The sequence below is a fragment of the Tistlia consotensis USBA 355 genome (assembly GCF_900177295.1).
In the GTDB taxonomy this organism is placed as follows: domain Bacteria; phylum Pseudomonadota; class Alphaproteobacteria; order Kiloniellales; family DSM-21159; genus Tistlia; species Tistlia consotensis.
Genome location: NZ_FWZX01000001.1, coordinates 570,631 through 588,984 on the forward strand (window position 1 = coordinate 570,631; position 18,354 = coordinate 588,984).

The 18,354-nt window shown below is 71.5% G+C and carries 13 protein-coding genes; 8 read left to right on the top strand and 5 right to left on the bottom strand.

The window, feature by feature from the left end; genetic code table 11:
* The 4 genes from B9O00_RS02670 to B9O00_RS02685 form a co-directional block, all read right to left on the bottom strand.
* The coding region (locus B9O00_RS02670) for a right-handed parallel beta-helix repeat-containing protein (protein ID WP_200808375.1) at positions 1-2,482 on the bottom strand (2,482 nt) is incomplete at its 3' end.
* Positions 2,483-2,515: 33 nt separating this feature from the next.
* The gene (locus B9O00_RS34095; RefSeq protein WP_085120863.1) at positions 2,516-7,546 is read right to left on the bottom strand and encodes a hypothetical protein; all 5,031 of its coding nucleotides are present in this window, start codon (positions 7,544-7,546) and stop codon (positions 2,516-2,518) included.
* Positions 7,547-8,011: 465 nt separating this feature from the next.
* On the bottom strand, positions 8,012-8,242 hold the full coding sequence (locus B9O00_RS02680; protein ID WP_085120864.1) for a hypothetical protein: 231 nt from the start codon (positions 8,240-8,242) through the stop codon (positions 8,012-8,014).
* A 110-nt stretch (positions 8,243-8,352) separates the two neighbouring features.
* Entirely contained in the window at positions 8,353-8,865 is a 513-nt protein-coding gene (locus B9O00_RS02685) for a MarR family winged helix-turn-helix transcriptional regulator (RefSeq protein ID WP_085120865.1), read from the bottom strand.
* Between the two features lie 89 nt (positions 8,866-8,954).
* Between B9O00_RS02685 and B9O00_RS02690 the strand changes: the two genes are divergently transcribed.
* From B9O00_RS02690 to B9O00_RS02725, 8 genes are all read left to right on the top strand, one after another.
* On the top strand, positions 8,955-10,106 hold the full coding sequence (locus tag B9O00_RS02690; RefSeq protein ID WP_085120866.1) for a homogentisate 1,2-dioxygenase: 1,152 nt from the start codon (positions 8,955-8,957) through the stop codon (positions 10,104-10,106).
* A gap of 4 nt (positions 10,107-10,110) precedes the next feature.
* Positions 10,111-11,133: a fumarylacetoacetate hydrolase family protein gene (locus tag B9O00_RS02695; protein WP_085120867.1), complete on the top strand. Its 1,023-nt coding sequence runs from the start codon at positions 10,111-10,113 to the stop codon at positions 11,131-11,133.
* 37 nt (positions 11,134-11,170) lie between these two features.
* Complete coding sequence (locus B9O00_RS02700) at positions 11,171-12,154, top strand: MBL fold metallo-hydrolase (protein WP_085120868.1); 984 nt, start codon at positions 11,171-11,173, stop codon at positions 12,152-12,154.
* Between the two features lie 25 nt (positions 12,155-12,179).
* Complete coding sequence (locus B9O00_RS02705) at positions 12,180-13,892, top strand: FAD-dependent oxidoreductase (protein WP_085120869.1); 1,713 nt, start codon at positions 12,180-12,182, stop codon at positions 13,890-13,892.
* Entirely contained in the window at positions 13,889-14,092 is a 204-nt protein-coding gene (locus B9O00_RS02710) for a DUF2783 domain-containing protein (protein ID WP_085120870.1), read from the top strand. Before B9O00_RS02705 ends, B9O00_RS02710 begins: the two co-directional genes overlap by 4 nt.
* Before the next feature lie 28 nt (positions 14,093-14,120).
* Positions 14,121-14,576: a hypothetical protein gene (locus B9O00_RS02715; protein WP_159460070.1), complete on the top strand. Its 456-nt coding sequence runs from the start codon at positions 14,121-14,123 to the stop codon at positions 14,574-14,576.
* Positions 14,577-14,804: 228 nt separating this feature from the next.
* Positions 14,805-15,587, top strand: a complete 783-nt coding sequence (locus B9O00_RS02720; protein WP_159460071.1) for a PstS family phosphate ABC transporter substrate-binding protein — start codon at positions 14,805-14,807, stop codon at positions 15,585-15,587.
* Between the two features lie 19 nt (positions 15,588-15,606).
* Positions 15,607-17,043, top strand: a complete 1,437-nt coding sequence (locus B9O00_RS02725) for a sensor histidine kinase (protein ID WP_085120873.1) — start codon at positions 15,607-15,609, stop codon at positions 17,041-17,043.
* Between the two features lie 4 nt (positions 17,044-17,047).
* On the opposite strand, the gene B9O00_RS02730 is transcribed toward B9O00_RS02725, so the two are convergent.
* The gene (locus B9O00_RS02730; protein ID WP_085120874.1) at positions 17,048-18,349 is read right to left on the bottom strand and encodes a cobyrinic acid a,c-diamide synthase CobB; all 1,302 of its coding nucleotides are present in this window, start codon (positions 18,347-18,349) and stop codon (positions 17,048-17,050) included.
* Positions 18,350-18,354: the final 5 nt, after the last annotated feature.

An 18,354-nucleotide genomic window follows, 5' to 3' on the forward strand; every position in this document is an offset into this window, starting at 1 on the left:
CGTCCGTGCCCTCGTCGCCGTTGCCGGTGTCGCTGTCGGCGACCGTCACCCCGCCGTCAGACTGCGCCGAGAGGTCGTAGCCGGCCCGGTCGCCGTGATAGAGCGCGGTGTCGTCGCCGGCGCTGCCGATCAGCACGTCGTCGCCGCCGCCGCCGTCGATCGTGAAGCCGGCCGAGCCGTCCAGCGAGCCGCTGGAGGCGTCGAGCGTCTGGGCGCCGTCGCCGAGCAGGATCGTCACCCCGATCGGCGAGCCGTTGAAGAAGGGGCTGTTCTCGGCGTTGCCGACGGTGACGCCGTCGATCGTGACGTCCGATGCGCCGGCATCGGTGAACTTGATGCCGTTGTAGGTGCCGTCGATCGTGCCGTTGGAGATCGTCACGCCGTCCAGCGTCGCCGGCGGGTTGCCGTAGTTGCTGCCGTCGTCGCGGGCGTGGATCGCGATGCCGGCGCCGGTCGGATCGGCGATGCCGTCGGCGCCGTAGCTGTGGCCGACGCCGGTCAGGGTGAAGTCGTCGATCAGGATGTTGCTGTAGTCGCCGTACTTCAGGTTGAGCTCGATGCCGGCGCCGTAGAGGCCGTCGCCGCCGAACGAGGGCGTGCGGCCGTACTCGCCGACGTCGGTCAGCAGGGCGCCGGTGATCGTCAGGTCCTGGGCCTGCTCGAGGTAGATGCCCTTCTCGTTCAGGTCGGAGAGCGTCAGGCCGTTGATCGTCACGTCGCTGAAGGCGCCGGTGCCGACGGAGACCGAGGGATCGGCCGTCGCCTCCTTGCTGGCGTTGATCGTGATGCCGTGCTGGCCGTGGCTGATCGAGCCGCCGTCGATGGTCAGGTTGGTGATCGAGGGACCCTGGCCGTTCGTCGTCGGGTAGCCGTTGGTGATGCCGACGACCGACTGGCTGATGTCGAGGTCGCGGAGCGTCGTGCCGTCGGTGTCGCCGAGCACGACGCCCCACTTGAAGCCGCTCAGGTCCAGGTTCTGCAGGGTGACGCCGTCGGCCTCGACGGTGATGCCGTTGTCGCCGGAATAGCTGCTGTGGGTCTGCAGCCAGCTGTCGAGGTCGGCGCTGCCCGGGCCGCCGCCGGAGCCGGTGATCGTGCCGGCGATGACCGCACCGTCGGCGCCGACGATGTTGAGCGCCTTGTCGATCACGATGCCGCCGGCGTAGGTGCCGGCGCCGACGTAGATCGTGTCGCCCGGGGCGGCCGCGTCGATCGCCGCCTGGATCGTCGAGAAGTCGCCGAAGACGGTGTTGACCGTCAGCGTGACGTTCGCCGTGCTGGCATCGTCGAAGGTGTTGTCGGCGACCAGCGTCGCGGCATTGGTCAGCGAGCCTTCCTGGTGGAAGATCTGCGCCTCGTTGCCGGTCAGGCTGTTGCCGGTGATCGTGACGTTGGTCGGTGTCGAGTCCTTGCCGACCCGGATGCCGAAGGTCGTGTTGCCGTCGCCGGCGATGCCGTTGTCGTGGATGTCGTTGCCGGTGATCGCGATGTTGTCGACGGCGAACTCGACGAAGATCGCGCCGTTGGCGCTGTGGCTGTCGTGGATCTCGTTGCCGCTGACCGTGACGTTGCTCATGTAGACGGAGATGCCGTCCTGAGCGGTGTCGTGGATCACGTTGCCGACGACCTGGCCGCCGGAATCCCCGGCGTTGCTGCCGCCCTTGTCGCCGAGCTTGATGCCGTCGTTGCCGGTCACGGCGTAGATCAGGTTGCCCTGCACCAGCGAGTTCTGCGCACCGTCGAGGTAGATCGCGGCGTTGGTCGAGGCGATGTCGTGGACCTCGTTCGACAGGATCTGCCCGCCGGTCGAGCTGCCGGCCAGGTTGATGCCGTCGCCGGCGGTGTCGAAGACGTTGTTGAACTGGATCACGGCATCGCTGGCGTTGCGCAGCTGGATGCCCTCGTCGCCGCTCGAATCGTGGATGAAGCTGTACTGGATCACCGGGTCGGCGATCGTCCCCGAGGACGAGGAGGTGATCAGGTCGCCGCTGCCGTTGCGGATGTCGAAGCCGTCGATCGTGACGCCGTCGGCGGCGACCTGGATCAGGGTCGAGATGCCACCGCCGTCGATGATCGTCTCGCTGCCGTCGCCGGCCGTGCGCAGCCCGGCCGCGCCGCGCGGGTCGACGCCGGCCTGCTCGCCCAGCAGGGTCACCGCCTTGTCGATGACGATCGCGCTGGTGATGGCGTAGGTGCCGGCCTTGACCAGGATCGTGTCGCCGTCCTGGGCGGCGTCGACCGCTTCCTGGATCGTCGCGAAGCCCGAGCCGCCGACCAGCAGCGTCCGGCTGTCCGAGAAGGCCAGGGTCTCGACGCCGCTCAGCTGGTCGGTGCCGTCGCGGCCGGCGGTGCCGTCGACGACCGTGACGGTGCCGTCGTCGTTCTGCGTGATGCTGTAGCCGGCCGCGGTGCCCGTGAAACCGGCCGTGTCGGTCCCGGCACCACCGGTCAGCTGGTCGTCGCCGCCGCCGCCGTCGATCACGTTGGCGCCGTCGTCGCCGGCGAGGCTGTCGGCCTAATCCGAGCCGACCAGGTTCTCGATGCTGTCGAGGGTGTCGCCCTCGGCGTCGCCGCCGCCGGCCGTGCCGGCAGCCAGGTCGACGCGGACCCCGGCCGCCGAGCCGAGGTAGCTCGCCGTGTCGCTGCCGGCACCGCCGTGCAGCACGTCGGCGCCGCTGCCGCCGAGCAGGTAGTCGCCGCCGCCGCCGCCGCTCAGCTGGTCGTCGCCGCCGCGGCCGTTGATGAAGTCGTTGGCGTCGGTGCCGGTGATCACGTTGTCGGTGACCGGCTGGGCGCTGTCCTCGCCCTGCAGCGCCGCGGCGATGCTGCTGTCCGGCAGGACGATGTTGAAGGAGGTGCCGTCGACGTCGCCACTGATGCCGTCGAGGTTGAGGACGTAGCCCCAGGTCGTGACCACGGCCGAGAGGTCGACGCCATCGAGGGTCAGGCCGCCCAGGTCGCCGTAGTTGTAGACCGCGAGGCCGTTCTTCTCGAAGTCGCCGGACATGACGACGTCGGTCAGGGTCACGCTGCCGATCGGCGTGGTCGGCACGATCGTGCCGAGCAGCGGGTTCTCGACGCCGATCATCTCGATGCCGTAGTCGGGCTGCGCGGTGACGGCGGTGCCGTCCGCCGCGCCGACGATGGTGACGTTGGTGAAGGTCGCGTCGGCGGTGAAGTTGTAGAGCTTGACGTGGGCGCTCGAGCCGCTGACCGGCACGAAGCCGTTGTTCTCGAAGGTGCTGTCGGTGACGACGAGGGCGGTCAGCGAGCCCGAGTCGGTGCGGATGCCGTAGTTGCTGTTGCCCTCGATGGTCACGCCGCTGAGCGTCAGGGTGCCGACATGGGCGTCGGCGTCGACCTTCACGCCGGCGCTGCCGTCGGCGAAGGTCAGCCCCCTGACGGTGACGTCGGCGCCGGCGAGGTCGCCGCTGACCGTCAGGCCGCTGCCGCTCGCGGGATCGACGACGGCGCCGCTGCCGGCCGCGACCAGCGCGACGCCTTTGGTCAGGGTCAGGGCCTCGGCATAGGTGCCGTCCTGGACCAGGATGGTGTCGCCGGCACTGGCGGCGTCGATGGCCGCCTGGATCGTCGTGAAGTCACCGCTGCCGTCGGCCGCGACCACGAAGTTGGCGGCGACCTCGACGCGCATGTCGGCCTCGCCGACCACGGCACCGCTGGTCTTGTCGGTGACGATCAGGCTGACGTCGTAGCTGCCGATCGCGCCGGGGTCGTAGCCGTTCGCGCCGATCGAGTCGAACAGCAGGTTCTGCGAGTTCTGCAGGCCGTCGGTCGCGCCGCTCGGGTCGTCGTAGTAGTGCTCGCCCGTGGCGTCGTCGTGGGCGACCGGGTCGAAGTCGCTGACGATCGTCGAGCGGTTGCCGTCGAGGTCGGTGTAGTCGACCGTGATCCTGACGTCGTACTTCGAGAGGTCCGGGTTCGAGCCGTAGTCGATGACGCTGTAGTCGAAGTTCCACTGGCCGCCCTGCAGGCCGCTGCCGCTGGTCGTCAGCCCGGTCTCGCTGTGGTAGGTCGCGCCCTCCGAGGTCACCGTCGCGCTGAAGCGGCCGTGCGCCTTCAGCGCGACCTCCAGCCCGACGTCGGTGTTGTCGTTGATCACGAAGCCGGTGTCGGTCAGGCCGCTGCCCGGATGGAAGCCGTCGGTGCCGCCGCCGTCGTGCTCGGCGGCCGCGCGGCCCAGCGTCGCCCCGAACGACACCGTGCCGTCGGCGAAGACCAGCTGCTCGATGCCGGTCAGGTCGTCCGTGCCCTCGTCGCCGTTGCCGGTGTCGCTGTCGGCGACCGTCACCCCGCCGTCAGACTGCGCCGAGAGGTCGTAGCCGGCCCGGTCGCCGCGGTAGACGGCGACGTCGTCGCCCGCCCCGCCGACCAGGACGTCGTCGCCGCCGCTGCCGAAGAAGTAGTCGTTGGCGGCCGTGCCGGTGAAGCTGTTGTCGCCCTCGAGCAGCGCATAGGGCGCGGGCAGCGTCGCCGGATAGTCGACGCCGTGGGCCAGGTCCCAGCCGACGGCCGCCGCGGCCTTGGCGAGGTTGCTGTAGTGGCCCTCGCTGTCGACCCGGCCGTCGTGGTAGGGCCGGTCGCCGAAGTCGGCGCCTGCCTCGCTGCGCGGGTCCTCCTGGCCGAGGTTGGTGAAGCGGCTGGCGATCGGGCCGTCGCCGAGGTTGCCGAGCAGGTTGTCGTGCAGCGTCTGCAGGCGCCCGCTGGTCACCTTGGCGATGTCGAGCAGCGGCGTGCCGCCGGCCTCGAGATAGGCCGCGTAGTCGTTGCCGAGATGGGCGAAGGAGGTGTTGATCGAGAGGTCGTAGTAGTCGCCGGAGCCGACGTAGAGCTGGTCGAGCTGGACCCAGAAGGCGGCGATCGCGTCGCTGTGGCTGCCGTCGACCGTCAGGTTGTCGGGGATCAGCGACTTCTGGGCGTCGAGCCCCTCGAACTCCAGGGCCAGCAGATTGGCGACGCTGGGCGTCGCGTCGCCCGGCACCGTGAGCTGCGCGTTGACCACGTTGACCGCGGCGCCGCCGGCGATGGTCAGGGTGCCGTTGGCCTCGGAGAGGAGGTCGAGGGCCTGGCCGTCGAGCTGCAGGCTCTGGCCGGAGCCGGTGACGATGCGGGTCAGGTCACCGAGGTTGGTGAAGCGGACCGTGCCGCCCAGCTTCGAGAGATCGAGCGTGGTGACCCCGTCGAGCAGGTCGGCGTCGACGACCAGCGCGCCGTCGGAGGCGATCTGGATCGCCAGGCCGTCGGCGGTCTGGATGCCCAGCTTCTTGGCCAGCGTCAGCGTGTCGCTGCCGACCGTCGCGCCGTCGAGCAGGACGATGCGGTCGCCCGCGGCGGCGGCGGCGGCCGCCTGGCTGAAGCTGTACTCGCTGCCGCCGCCGACCAGGCGGAAGGAGCGGTCGGTGAACTGCAGCGTCTCGGCGTTCTCGACCCGGTCGAGGTTGCCGCCGCCGCCGTCCAGCGTGACGACGCCGCCCGACTGCGCCAGCTGGAAGGAAGCGGAGGTCCCGTTGAAGCGCACGATGTCGACGCCGCTGCCGCCGTCGATGCTGTCCGCGCCGGCGCCGCCGGCGAGATCGTCGTTGCCGCTGCCGCCGATGAGCACATCGTCGCCGGCGTCGCCGGACAGCACGTCGTTGCCGGCGCCGCCGTCCAGCGTGTCGTTGCCGCTGCCGCCCTGGATCGCGTCCTTGCCGTCCAGGCCGAACAGCGTGTCGTTGCCGCCGAGGCCGCTGATCGCGTCGGCCTCCGCGGTGCCGGTGAAGACGTTGTCGCCGTCGTCGAGGGTGTTGGCGCCGCCGACCGCGCCGACCTCGGCGTTGTCGGCGTGGTTCTGGACCTCGCTCGAGTCGTCGTAGTTGCCGACCGCGCTGTCGTCGTCGTTCTCGACCGCGTTCTGGATCGCCGTGGCGGCCTGGCCCTGGGCGACCTGGGCGGCCTGGGCCAGCTGGGTCAGCACCTGGGTCGAGCCGCCGCTGGTGTCGACGTTGTTGACCACCTGGTTCGAGGCCTGGATGACCTTCGTGACGTTGGCGACGTCGTTGGCGTTGAAGGTCGGCGTCGTGCCGGTCTGGCTGCCGTAGTTGGTCGCGGCGCTGTTGACCACCGTCGTCAGGTGGGTCGCGTTGGTCAGGTCGGAGGCCTGGTTGGCCGCGGCGTCGCTGGCGACCTGGCTCGCGATCGCCTTGGAGGCCGCGCTGGACGCCGAGCTGCTGCTGGTCGCGCCGGCACCCTCCAGCGCCTTCTGCACCTGGGTCAGGGTGTTGGCGATCTGGACGCCGGCCTTGACCGCCTGCACGGCGGTGGCGTCGCCGGCCTGGGCCGCGGCGACCGGATCGGTGCTGCCCAGCTTGAAGCTGGCGGGGATGCCGAGTGCCTGCTTGACCTGGGACTCGGCCGTCGCGGCGTCGGTGCCGCCCTCGACGAGGTCCTGCACCAGGGTGGTCAGGGGGGTCACGACGGTCGACCCGGCCGGCGCCCGCAAGGTGCCGCTGAAGGCCAGTCCGGTCGAGATGTCGGTGCCGCCGAACATGACCAGCGGGCCGCTGGTCGTCGGGTTGACGAAGGAGAAGTTGCCGCTGATGTCGGTGGTCGTGAACTCCTCGCCGTCGTCCAGCGTGCCGTTGCCGTTGGCGTCGATGAAGACGGTGGCGTTCGCGATGTAGCCGTCGACCACCTGGCCGCTCAGCGCCGTCGCCCCACCGCCGGAGCCGCCACCGCTGTCGGTGGTGCCGCCCTCGCTGCCGCTGCTGCCGCTGCCGCTGCTGCCGGCCGAGGACGTCTCGGAGGTGCCGCTGCCACCGCCGACCGCGCTCGACGAGACCGCGGTGGCGGTGCTGCTGCTGCCGCCGGACGAGCCGCCGCCCGCCAGGCTGCCGGTGGAGCCGCCGCCGTGCGTGCTGTTGCGCGCCTCGAGCGTGGTATTCGTCGAAAAGGCCGTGGATTCGGGCTGCGCCGGCGCAAAGGCCCGGAAGCCCGCGGTGTCGCGCAGCACGCTGTCGCTCGAGAAGCCGCCCGCCGGTTCGCCGCCGAACAGCACGTGGCCGCCCTCGCCGCCGGTCAGGCTGGCGGGGCGCAGGCCGCCGTCGCCCTCCGCGGTGACGCCGCGCACGTCGCCGGGATTGCTGAACGAGGCGTGGCCGGTCGGAAGCGGCGCGGACGACGGAGGTGCGCTCTCGTGGCCGGCCGCCGGCGCCATCTGCGACAGCTCGTCGGCGATCGCCGTCGTCAGGTCCTGCGCGTCGGCGATCGTCTGGACGGTGCCGCTGTCCGCGTCGACCAGCGAGACCTCGGCCTGTCCGTCGAACAGGTAGAGCGCCAGCTTCTCGAAGGTGAACTGCTCGCTGTCGCCGGATGCGGACTGCAGCGCGACGACGAGATCGTTGCCACTCAGGCTGACGGCGACCTTTTCCCCTGGCGCCGGCACAACCCGGATCTTGTCGCCGGGCTGGATCGGCGGCAGTGCAGTTCCGGGCGCAAGAGAGACTTCGACGACGCCGCCATCAGCCGACTCGATGACGAGCTTTGCCATGACCCGCGATCCCCCAAAATCGCAAGACGCAACCTATGCGGTAGCAACCTAAGCAAGAAGACCGGCGCCGATTCTCTGTCTTGCCAAGAAAGATAAAGACGTTTCGACTACCGGAACGACAAGGCTTGGTTGTCCATTAACGAATTTATAACCATTCGCAACGCACGTGCGGGCGGAAATTTCGTATCCCTTTTGTAAACAAAACCGAGAAGAACAAGAATCTCTTCATGCATTAAGGTTAATGAATCTGGCCCTTCAATTACTTGCGCCGCTTTCCTCCTGCCTAGACGGGTTCGATGCAACAGGCCCGGACCCTGAAGACGCCGGATAGCCTTCGGATGATTTCGCAGTGCGGCAGGACAGGACTTCGAGCCGGCGGCAGCGGCACGCGGCGGCGGCTCCCCGGCGACGCTCCGGGGCGCCCCGGGAAATTCGACCGCCGCGAGTCTCCCCGCCGACGCCCTCCTAGCGGGCCTTCTTGCCGGCGCGCGCCACCTCGGGATCGAACTCGGCGGCGCGCTCGCGGCCGGCCTTTTCGGCCGACGTGGGCGGCTGCCCCGGCGAGGTGACGCCCTTGGCCGCCTCCTTCGCCCTGCCCTCGACCTCGCCGCCATGGGCGAAGGTCTCGGTCTTCTCGCGATAGCGGCGGTCGGCGTCCTTGTTGCCTTCGCCCTGATTGCTCTGCCGGTCGGTCATTGCACGCTCCTGCGGGTTGCACCTCTGGTCCGGCAACGGCGCGCCGCTGGCGGAGTTCCGTCGTGCCGGCCGCAGGCCGCCCGGACCGGCCGGAGCGATCGCGCGTGGCGCTACCGCTCGTCGGGGCGCGCGAGACGGCCGACGGCGCTGCCGAGGCGTTCCAGGCAGCGGTCGAGCACGGCCCGCTCCTCGGCCGAGAGCTCCGCCGTCAGTTCCGCCTCCAGCTCTTCGGCGATCGGCACCACCGCCTCGAAGGTCCCGCGGCCGCGCGGGCTGAGCGACAGGCGCAGCAGCCGCTGGTCCTCCGGGTGCGCCGCACGGTCGACCAGGCCCTTGCCGGTCAGCAGCGCGACCGCCCGGCTGACCTTGGCCTTGTCCATGGCGGTGCGCTCGCAGATCTCGTTCGAGGACAGGGGCGCGAAGCTGCCGAGCACCGCCAGCACCCGCCACTCGGGGATCGACAGGCCGAAGCGCGCCGAGTAGCGCTCGGCGAAGGCGCGGGAGATGCGGTTGGTGGTCACCGACAGGCGGTAGGGCAGGAAGTCGCCCAGCGAGAAGCCGCCGGCGCCGGCCGGCTGCGCCGCCTCCAGCTCCGTCGCGTCGGATTGCCGCCGTCCCGCCATGCCCTGCGCCTTGACGTCCGTTTCACTTGAAACGATATTGGCCGTCACGCTCCAGCACAAGGGGCGAGACCGAAAGACGGGAGGAGGCCATGCGCAAGTACGTCGGACTGCCGCGCATCGAGGGACGCGCCGCGCGGCAGGCCCATGCCGGCCTGCCCGAGGGCACCTACGAGCGCGAGCTGGGCAAGGAAGGCTTCTTCGGCCCGGCGACCCACATGTACCATCGCCACCCGCCGACCGGCTGGACCTCCTGGGAGGGGCCGCTGAAGCCGCGCGCCTTCGACCTGACCGAGCTCGAGGGCGAGCAGGCCAGCCCCTGGGACGCCGGCGAGGTGCTGTTCAACACCAGCGTGCGCCTGCGCCACTGGCGCGCGCCGAAGGCCATGGACCACCTGGCGCGCAACGCCGACGGCGACGAGCTGATCTTCCTCCACACGGGCCGCGGCGACCTCTTCTGCGACTACGGCCATCTGGCCGTGGAGGCCGGCGACTACGTGCTGCTGCCGCGCTCGACCATGTGGCGCCTGGAGGCCAGCGAGCCGGTCACCGCCCTGCTGATCGAATGCAGCAACGGCAGCTACATGCTGCCCGACAAGGGCATCGTCGGCGACCACGCGATCTTCGACCCGGCGGTGCTGGAGACGCCGCGCCTGGACGAGGCCTTCGAGGCCCAGCGGGACGAGCGCGAGTGGCGGGTGCGCATCAAGCGGCGCAACGCCATCTCGACCGTGACCTACCCCTTCAACCCGCTCGACGCGGTCGGCTGGAAGGGCGACCTGGTGCCGGTCAGGATCAACGTGCGCGACATCCGCCCGCTGATGAGCCACCGCTACCACCTGCCGCCCTCGGCGCACACCACCTTCGTCGGCAACCGCTTCGTCGTCTGCACCTTCGTGCCGCGGCCCTTCGAGAGCAGCGAGGACGCGCTCAAGGTGCCGTTCTTCCACAACAACGACGATTACGACGAGGTGATCTTCTACCACGCCGGCGACTTCTTCAGCCGCGACAACATCCATCCCGGGATGGTCACCTTCCATCCCTGCGGCTTCACCCACGGGCCGCACCCCAAGGCCCTGAAGAACGCCTTCAGGCCGAAGAAGGCCGCGACCGACGAGTACGCGGTCATGATCGACACGCGCGACGCCCTGGAGATCGGCCCGGCGGCGGCGAAGGTCGAGTTCGAGGGCTACGCCCGCTCCTGGCAGACGCCGAAAGACGACGCAGCACAGGCGGCGGAATAGCCCGATGAAGCTCGCCAGCCTGAAACGCGGCGGCCGCGACGGTACGCTGGTCCTGGTCAGCCGCGACCTGACGCGCGCCGTCGAGGCCCTGGCCGCCCCGACCCTGCAGGACGCCCTCGACGTCTGGGAGGCGGTCCGTCCGGAGCTGGAGAAGCAGGCGGCGGCGCTGGAGGCCGGCGAGGCCGCCGATGCCTTCGTCTTCGAGCCGGCCGGCTGCGCCGCGCCGCTGCCGCGCGCCTATCAGTGGGCCGACGGCTCGGCCTACGTGAACCACGTCGAGCTGGTCCGCAAGGCGCGCGGCGCCGAGATGCCGCAGTCCTTCTGGAGCGATCCCCTGATGTACCAGGGCGGCTCCGACGCCTTCCTGGGCCCGCGCGACCCGATTGCTCTCGCCGACGAGGCCTGGGGCATCGACTTCGAGGCCGAGGTCGCCGTGGTCGTCGACGACGTGCCGATGGGGGTCTCGCCCGAGGCGGCGCGGCGCCACATCCAGCTGGTCATGCTGTGCAACGACGTCAGCCTGCGCAACCTGATCCCGGGCGAGCTGGCCAAGGGCTTCGGCTTCTTCCAGGCCAAGCCCTCGAGCGCCTTCTCGCCGGTCGCGGTGACGCCCGACGAGCTGGGCGCCGCCTGGGACGGGGCGAAGCTGTCGCTGCCGATGCTCTCGTCGCTCAACGGCAGCCTCTTCGGGCGGCCCGAGGCCGGCGTCGACATGACCTTCGACTTCCCGACCCTGGTCGCCCATGCGGCGCGCACCCGGCCGCTCGGCGCCGGCGCGATCATCGGCTCGGGCACGATCTCCAACCGCGACGCCGACGGCGGGCCGGGCCGGCCGATCGCCGAGGGCGGCCTCGGCTATTCCTGCATCGCCGAGCTGCGGATGGTCGAGAAGATCCAGGCCGGCGAGATGACGACCGGGTTCCTGAGCTTCGGCGACCGGGTGACGATCGAGATGAAGGACCCCGAGGGCCGCTCGATCTTCGGCGCCATCGACCAGACGGTCGAGCAATACCGACAGCCGGCCTGAGCCGGCGGAACGACAGCGCTTTTCCGGAGGACCACCGATGGCTCGCGGCTTCGCCTCGCAGAACGATCTCGCCGACAAGAAGGTCAGCTTCGACGAGCTCGGCGACGGGCTCTACGCCTACACGGCCGAGGGCGACCCCAACACCGGCATCGTCGTCGGCGACGACGCGGTGCTGGTCGTCGACACCCAGGCGACCCCGGTCATGGCCCAGGACGTCATCGAGCGCATCCGCTCGGTCACCGACAAGCCGATCAAGCACGTCGTGCTGAGCCACTACCACGCCGTGCGCGTGCTCGGCGCCTCGGCCTACGGCGCCGAGAACATCATCGCCAGCCGGCCGACCTTCGAGCTGATCCAGGAGCGCGGCCAGCAGGACTACGAGAGCGAGGCCGGGCGCTTCCCGCGCCTGTTCCGCTCGATCGAGTCGGTGCCGGGGCTGACCTGGCCGACGCTCGTCTTCGAAGAGAAGCTGACCCTGTTCCTGGGCAAGCGCGAGGTGCAGATCCTGCATCTCGGCCGCGGCCACACCAAGGGCGACACGGTGGTCTGGCTGCCGAAGGAGAAGGTGCTCTACTCCGGCGACCTGGTGGAGTTCGGCGCCACCCCCTACACCGGCGACGCCTACCTGAAGGACTGGCCGGGCACGCTCGCCAACCTGCGCGCGCTCGGCGCCGAAAAGCTGGTGCCGGGCCGCGGCGCCTCGCTGCTGACCCCCGAGCAGGTCGAGGAGGGCATCGCCGGCACCCAGGACTTCCTGACCGCGCTCTATTCGGCGGTCGAGGCGGGCGCCAAGGCCGGCAAGGGGCTCAAGGCGATCTACGACGAGACCATGGCCCGCCTGCAGCCGCGCTTCGGCAACTGGGTGATCTTCGAGCACTGCATGCCCTTCGACGTGACCCGTGCCTACGACGAGGCGCGCGGCGTCGCCGACCCGCAGATCTGGACCGCCGAGCGCGACCGCGAGATGTGGCAGGCGCTGGAGCGGGGCACGGCGATGAAGTCCGCCGAGGCCAATCCCTGAGCCTCGAGCCGCGGGAGACGGACCCGTGCCGAAGACCTACGAGAATCCCCGCTTCGACTACCGGCGCTGCGCCGACCAGCAGCCGGGCGCCGTGGCGCACCACCCGGTCGTGGTGGTCGGCGCCGGCCTGGTCGGGCTGACCGCCGCCGTCGACCTCGCGACCCGCGGCGTGCCCTGCCTGCTGCTCGACGACGACGACACCGTCTCCTTCGGCAGCCGGGCGATCTGCTTCTCAAAGCGCAGCCTGGAGATCGCCGACCGCCTGGGCGTCGGCGGCCGGTTCCTCGAGAAGGGCATCACCTGGAACCGCGGCAAGGTCTTCCTGAAGGACCGCGAGGTCTACGCCTTCGACCTGCTGCCCGAGCCCGGGCACGCCTATCCGGCCTTCGTCAACCTGCAGCAGTACTATCCGGAGGAGTGGCTGGTCGAGCGCGCCCGCGAGCTCGGCCTGACCGAGATCCGCTGGAAGAACCGGGTGACCGAGGTCGTGCAGGAGGACGCTCGCGTGCGCCTGACCGTCGAGACGCCCGACGGGCCCTACGCGATCACCTGCGACTGGCTGCTGGCCTGCGACGGCGCGCGCTCCCAGGTGCGCCGCTGCCTCGGCCTCGAGTTCAAGGGCCAGGTCTTCAAGGACCGCTTCCTGATCGCCGACGTGATCATGAAGGCCGACTTCCCGACCGAGCGCTGGTTCTGGTTCGACCCGCCCTTCCATCCCGGCCAGTCGGTGCTGCTGCACCGCCAGGCCGACGACGTCTGGCGCATCGACTTCCAGCTCGGCTGGGACGCCGACCCCGAGGCGGAGAAGCAGCCGGAGCGCGTGCTGTCGCGCCTGAAGGCGATGCTCGGCGAGCGGGACTTCGAGCTGGAGTGGGTCAGCGTCTACACCTTCCAGTGCCGCCGCCTCGACCGCTTCCGCCACGGCCGGATCCTGTTTCTCGGCGATTCGGCCCACCAGGTCTCGCCCTTCGGCGCGCGCGGCGGCAACGGCGGCATGCAGGACGCCGACAATCTCTGCTGGAAGCTGGCGGCGGTGCTCGAGGGCACGGCCCCGGAGACGCTGCTCGACAGCTACGACGACGAACGCGTGCCGGCAGCCGACGACAACATCCTCAACTCGACCCGCTCGACCGACTTCATCACGCCGAAGAACGCGGCCAGCCGCGCCTTCCGCGACGCCGTGCTGGAGCTGTCCGGGCAGCAGGCCTTCGCCCGTCGCCTGGTCAATTCCGGCCGCCTGTCCCTGCCCTGGGGCAACGCCGGCTCGCCGCTCTCGACGCCCTGCGACGAGCCGGGCGGCGTCGCCCTGCCGCCCGGTGCGCCCTGCCCCGGCGCGCCCTGCCCCGGTGCGCCCTGCCCCGACGCGCCGGTCGAGCGCGACGGCCGGCCCGACTGGCTGCTGCGCCAGCTCGGCGACGGCTTCGTGCTCCTGCTGGCGCTCGCCCCGGACACCCCGCTGCCGGCGAGCCTCGCCGCCCTGGCGCGCGAGGTCCCGGCGATCCGGCCGCTGCTGATCGCCCCGGCACCGCGCGACGCCGGCGGGCTGCCGCTGCTGGTCGACGGGCAGGGCCTGGCCGCGGCCCGCTGCGGCCTCGTGCCGGGCACCGCCCTGCTGTTCCGCCCGGACCAGCACCTCGCCGCGCGCTGGCCGGCCTTCGATGCCGCTGCCGTGCGGGCCGCGCGCGACCGCGCCCTCGGCATCGTTTCGGACCAGGAACGGAAGGCGGTGGCGTCATGACCGCGCACCTCGAGACCGGGCCGCGCCTCGACGACCCGGATGCCCTCTACGAGGCGCTGATGGCCGCCTATCGCGACCTGCCGGACGCGGAGGCCCTCAAGTTGAGCGCCAAGCTGGTCCTGCTGCTCGCCAACCACATCGGCGACGCGGCCGTGGTCCGCGAGGCGCTGGCGATCGCCTCCGGCCGGACGGACGGCTGAGCCTCTGCCTTGCCAAGGGAGTCGAGACATGGTCGATTCCCGGGCGATTGCGCGGCGGCGGGAACGTGCCGGGCGCCTGCGCATTCAATCCATCTGTGAGGGACCGGACGAGGCGAGGCGAGCGATGGCGGACCAGAGGCACGACGGAAGCCGCAAGCGAACCGTTGCACTGGCCGCGACGGCGATAGCGGCGATGATCCCGTCGCTGCTGCTGCCGCTCGCCCCCGCCGCCGCACAGATGCTCTGCAGCAAGCCGCTGCAGCCGCTCTGCTCGACCGACCTGCAGAACGTCACCGATGCGACCGAGCGGGATCGCTGCGTCTCGGACACCGACAAGTACCTTGACGAGCTGCGCAGCTATCGCGACTGCCTGCAGACCGCCCTCGAGAAGGCCGACGAGTCCCTGAAGCGTGGCGAGGGCTTCAAGAGCTGCCTGGATTCCGGCCGCAAGGACTGCAGTCTGAAGAACGACGGCGATCTCTGACGGGCGGCGCGCCCGGGTTGCACCGGGTGCGGCCGGCCGGCCTCGGAAACCGCGGAACGGCGGGAAGACGACACACGCTGCAGCTGCATTTGTCTTTCCGAATCGTTAACGGTCTGTCAAAGGCCGGCGCCTAGAATGCGATGATCGACGGGCTTGCGGGTTCGGTGAAGCGTCATGGCGTGCCTCAGTCTTCCCGTGCGGCGACGGACTCTCGCCGGGCTTGCGGCCGTGCTTCTGGCCCCGGCGCTCGCCGTGCCGGCCATGGCGGCCGACGCCCTGCGCATCGGCGGCACCGGCGCCGCCCTGGCGGTCGCCGACGCGCTCGGCAAGGCCTTCGCCGCCGGGCGTCCGGAGGTCGAGATCACCGTCCTGCCGAGCCTGGGCAGCAGCGGCGCGCTGCGCGCCCTCGCCGACGGCGCCGTCGAGCTGGCCATCGCGGCCCGGCCCCTGAAGCCCGAAGAACGGGCCGCCGGGCTCGACGCCGTCCTCTTCGCACGCACGCCCTTCGTCTTCGTCACCGCACGGCCGAGCGCGCAGCCCCTCGACTCCGCGGCGCTGGCGGCACTCTATGCCGATCCCGCGCCGCACTGGGCCGACGGCACGCCGCTGCGGATCGTCCTCAGGCCCGAGACCGACAGCGACAGCACGCTGCTCGCCGAGCGCCTGCCCGGCATGGCCGGGGCCCTGGCCCTGGCGCGCCGGCGGCCCGAGGTGCCGGTCGCCGCGACCGACCAGGACAACCTGCGCATCGCCCAGGAGATGCCGGGCTCGCTGACCGCGGCCACCCTGCTTCAGCTGCTCGGCGAGGGCGCCGACCTCCGGCTCCTGCCGCTCGACGGCGTCGCCCCCGGCCTCGAGGCGCTGGAGGCCGGCCGCTATCCGCTGTTCAAGGAGCTCTACCTCGTGACGCGCCGCGACGCCGGCCCGACGACGCGCGCCTTCCTGGCCTTCCTGGCGAGCGACCGCGCCCGGACGATCCTGCGCCGCGCCGGCGGCCTGCCTCTGCTGTAACCGGGCCGGGACCGCCAGGATGCACAACGTCCAGAGCATCGAACGGCTGCGCCGGCTGATCCGCCGGCTGGCGCTGCTGATCGCGCTGGTCACGGCGGTCTCGATTCCGCTCGGCTATTTCGCGATCGCCTACCGGAGCCAGAGTGAGGAGCTGGCCTTCCGCGCCGACCTCACCGCGAAGGTCCTGGCCCGCTACGTCTACATGCAGGGCCCGGCCTGGCGCTACAGCCGCGAGCGGCTCGAGGAGCTGCTCGCCGACGAGCCGGATCGCGCCGGCGAACCGCAGCAGGTCGTCCGGCTGCCGGACGGAACCGAGGTGGTGCGTCACGGCCCGGACCAGACGCCGCCGCTTCACGAAGCGGCAACGGCCGTCTCGGTGCGGGGCCGGCCCGAGGCCCGGGTCACCGCACAGGCCAGCCTGCGGCCGCTGCTGCTCGACACCGCGCTGGCCGCCCTCTTCTCCAGCGCCCTGGGCGGCGCGATCTGGCTGGTGATCGGCCTGCTGCCGCTGCGCGCCCTGAAGCGCAGCCTGGCCGAGCTCGACCGCACGCTGGAGACGGTCGAGCGTCACGCCGCCGAGACCGAGTACGCCTACGAGGAGCTGAAGCGCCAGCACCGCCTGGTCGAGGAGACGACCCACGAGCTGATGAAGGCGCGCGACGAGGCGATGGCCGCCGACCGCGCCAAGTCGGCCTTCCTGGCGACCATGAGCCACGAGCTGAGGACGCCGCTCAACGCCATCATCGGCTTCTCCGAGGTCTTGACGCTCGGCGTCTTCGGGCCGCTCGGCAACGACCGCTACCGCGACTACTGCCAGGCGATCGGCGACAGCGGGCGGCACCTGCTGGCGGTGATCAACGACGTGCTGGACATCTCCAAGATCGAGGCCGGCAAGCTGCAGCTGCACTTCGAGGAGGTGCAGCTCGACAAGCTGCTCGAGAGCTGCTGCGCCCTGGTCCGCGGCAAGGTCGACGGCGCCGGCATCCTGCTGGAGCTGGCGCCGCCGGAGACGCCGCTGCCGCGGCTCTGGGCCGATCCGGTCAAGCTCAAGCAGATCGTCCTGAACCTGCTGTCCAATGCCCTGAAGTTCACCCCGGCCGGCGGCACGATCCGGGTCTCCTGCGCGCAGGTCGAGGAGCGCGGCATCGGCTTCTCGATCGCCGACAGCGGCATCGGCATGCGCCCGGAGGACGTCAAGCTGGCCCTGCAGCCGTTCCAGCAGGTCGACAACAGCCACACCCGCCGCTACGAGGGCACCGGCCTTGGCCTGCCGCTGGCCAAGGCGCTGGTCGAGCAGCACGGCGGCGAGCTGGAGATCGAGAGCGCGCTCGGCCGGGGCACCACGGTGACGGTGGTGCTGCCCGACCACGACCGCAGCGGCGCCCAGCAGTCGACCGGCGCCCAGGGCCACCTCGACCTGCAGCTGCCCGGCTGGCTGGGCAAGCGCTCGGCCTGAGGCCTCACCCCCGGTCGATCAGGTGCAGGAAGGAGCCAGCGACCGTGCCGAGGGCGAAGCCGGCCTCCGGACAGGCCTCCCCGGCCGCGTCGGCGACGGCGAAGAGCCGCGGGCCGCTCCCCTCCCGGACGATCGAGGCATAGTGGAACTCGTGGCCCCGCAGCGCCGTGCCGGCCGGGCCGAAGGGCGTCGCGGCCAGCGTCCGCGCCACACGGTAGCCGAGGTGCAGGCGGCGCCGCTCGAAGGAGGTCTCGAGCGGCAGCAGGCCGGCCATCCGGTGGCGCGCGCCCTCGGCGTCGACCAGGCCCTCGCCGAGCACCATGTAGCCGCCGCACTCACCGTAGAGCCAGGCGCCCCGGGCGGCGGCATTGCGCAGGCCGGCCAGGAAGCGGCCGTTGCCGGCGAGACGCCCGGCGTGCAGCTCGGGATAGCCGCCGGGCAGGAAGACCGCATCGGCCTCGCGCTCCGGTGCCTCGTCCTGCAGCGGCGAGAAGCGCGTCAGCTCGGCGCCGGCCGCGCGCCAGCCCGCGACCAGATGCGGGTAGGCGAAGGCGAAGGCCTCGTCGTCGGCGATCGCGATCCGCTGGCCGAGCGGCGGCATGCCCGGCAGGCGCGCACCGCCCGGGCCGAGCGGCGCCGCCAGGGCGAGCAGCCGCTCCAGGTCCAGCCCCTCGGCGACCCAGTCGGCGGCGCGCTCGAGCAGCGCCTCCAGCTCCGGCTGCTCCCTGGCCTGGACCAGGCCGAGGTGGCGCGAGGGCAGCGCGAGGTCGTCGCGGCGCGGCAGCGCGCCGAGCAGCGGCAGGCCGAGCGGCGCCAGGGCCTCGCGGATCAGCGCCGCGTGGCGCTGCCCGCCGACCCGGTTGGCGATCACGCCGGCGACCCGGACGTCCGGGCGGTGGTCGCGGAAGCCGCGCGCCAGGGCGGCCAGCGACTGGGCCTGGGCCTTGGCGTCGACGACCAGCAGGACCGGCAGGGCGAGCCGGGCGGCGAGGTCCGCCGTCGAGCCGGCGCCGCCGGGGCCGCCGTCGAACAGGCCCATCACCCCCTCGACCAGCAGCAGCTCCGCCTCCAGCGCCGAGGCGACGGCGAGTCCGCGCAGGCCATCCGGCCGCATCGCCCAGGCGTCGAGGTTGACGCTGGCCCGGCCGCCCGCCGCGGCGTGGAAAGCCGGGTCGATGTAGTCGGGCCCGGCCTTGGCCGGGGCGACCGCGAGGCCCCGACGCCGCAGCAGCCGCAGCAGGCCGAGCGTCACCGTCGTCTTGCCGCTGCCCGAGGCCGGCGCGGCGATGACGAGGCCGGCGGTCATGGGCG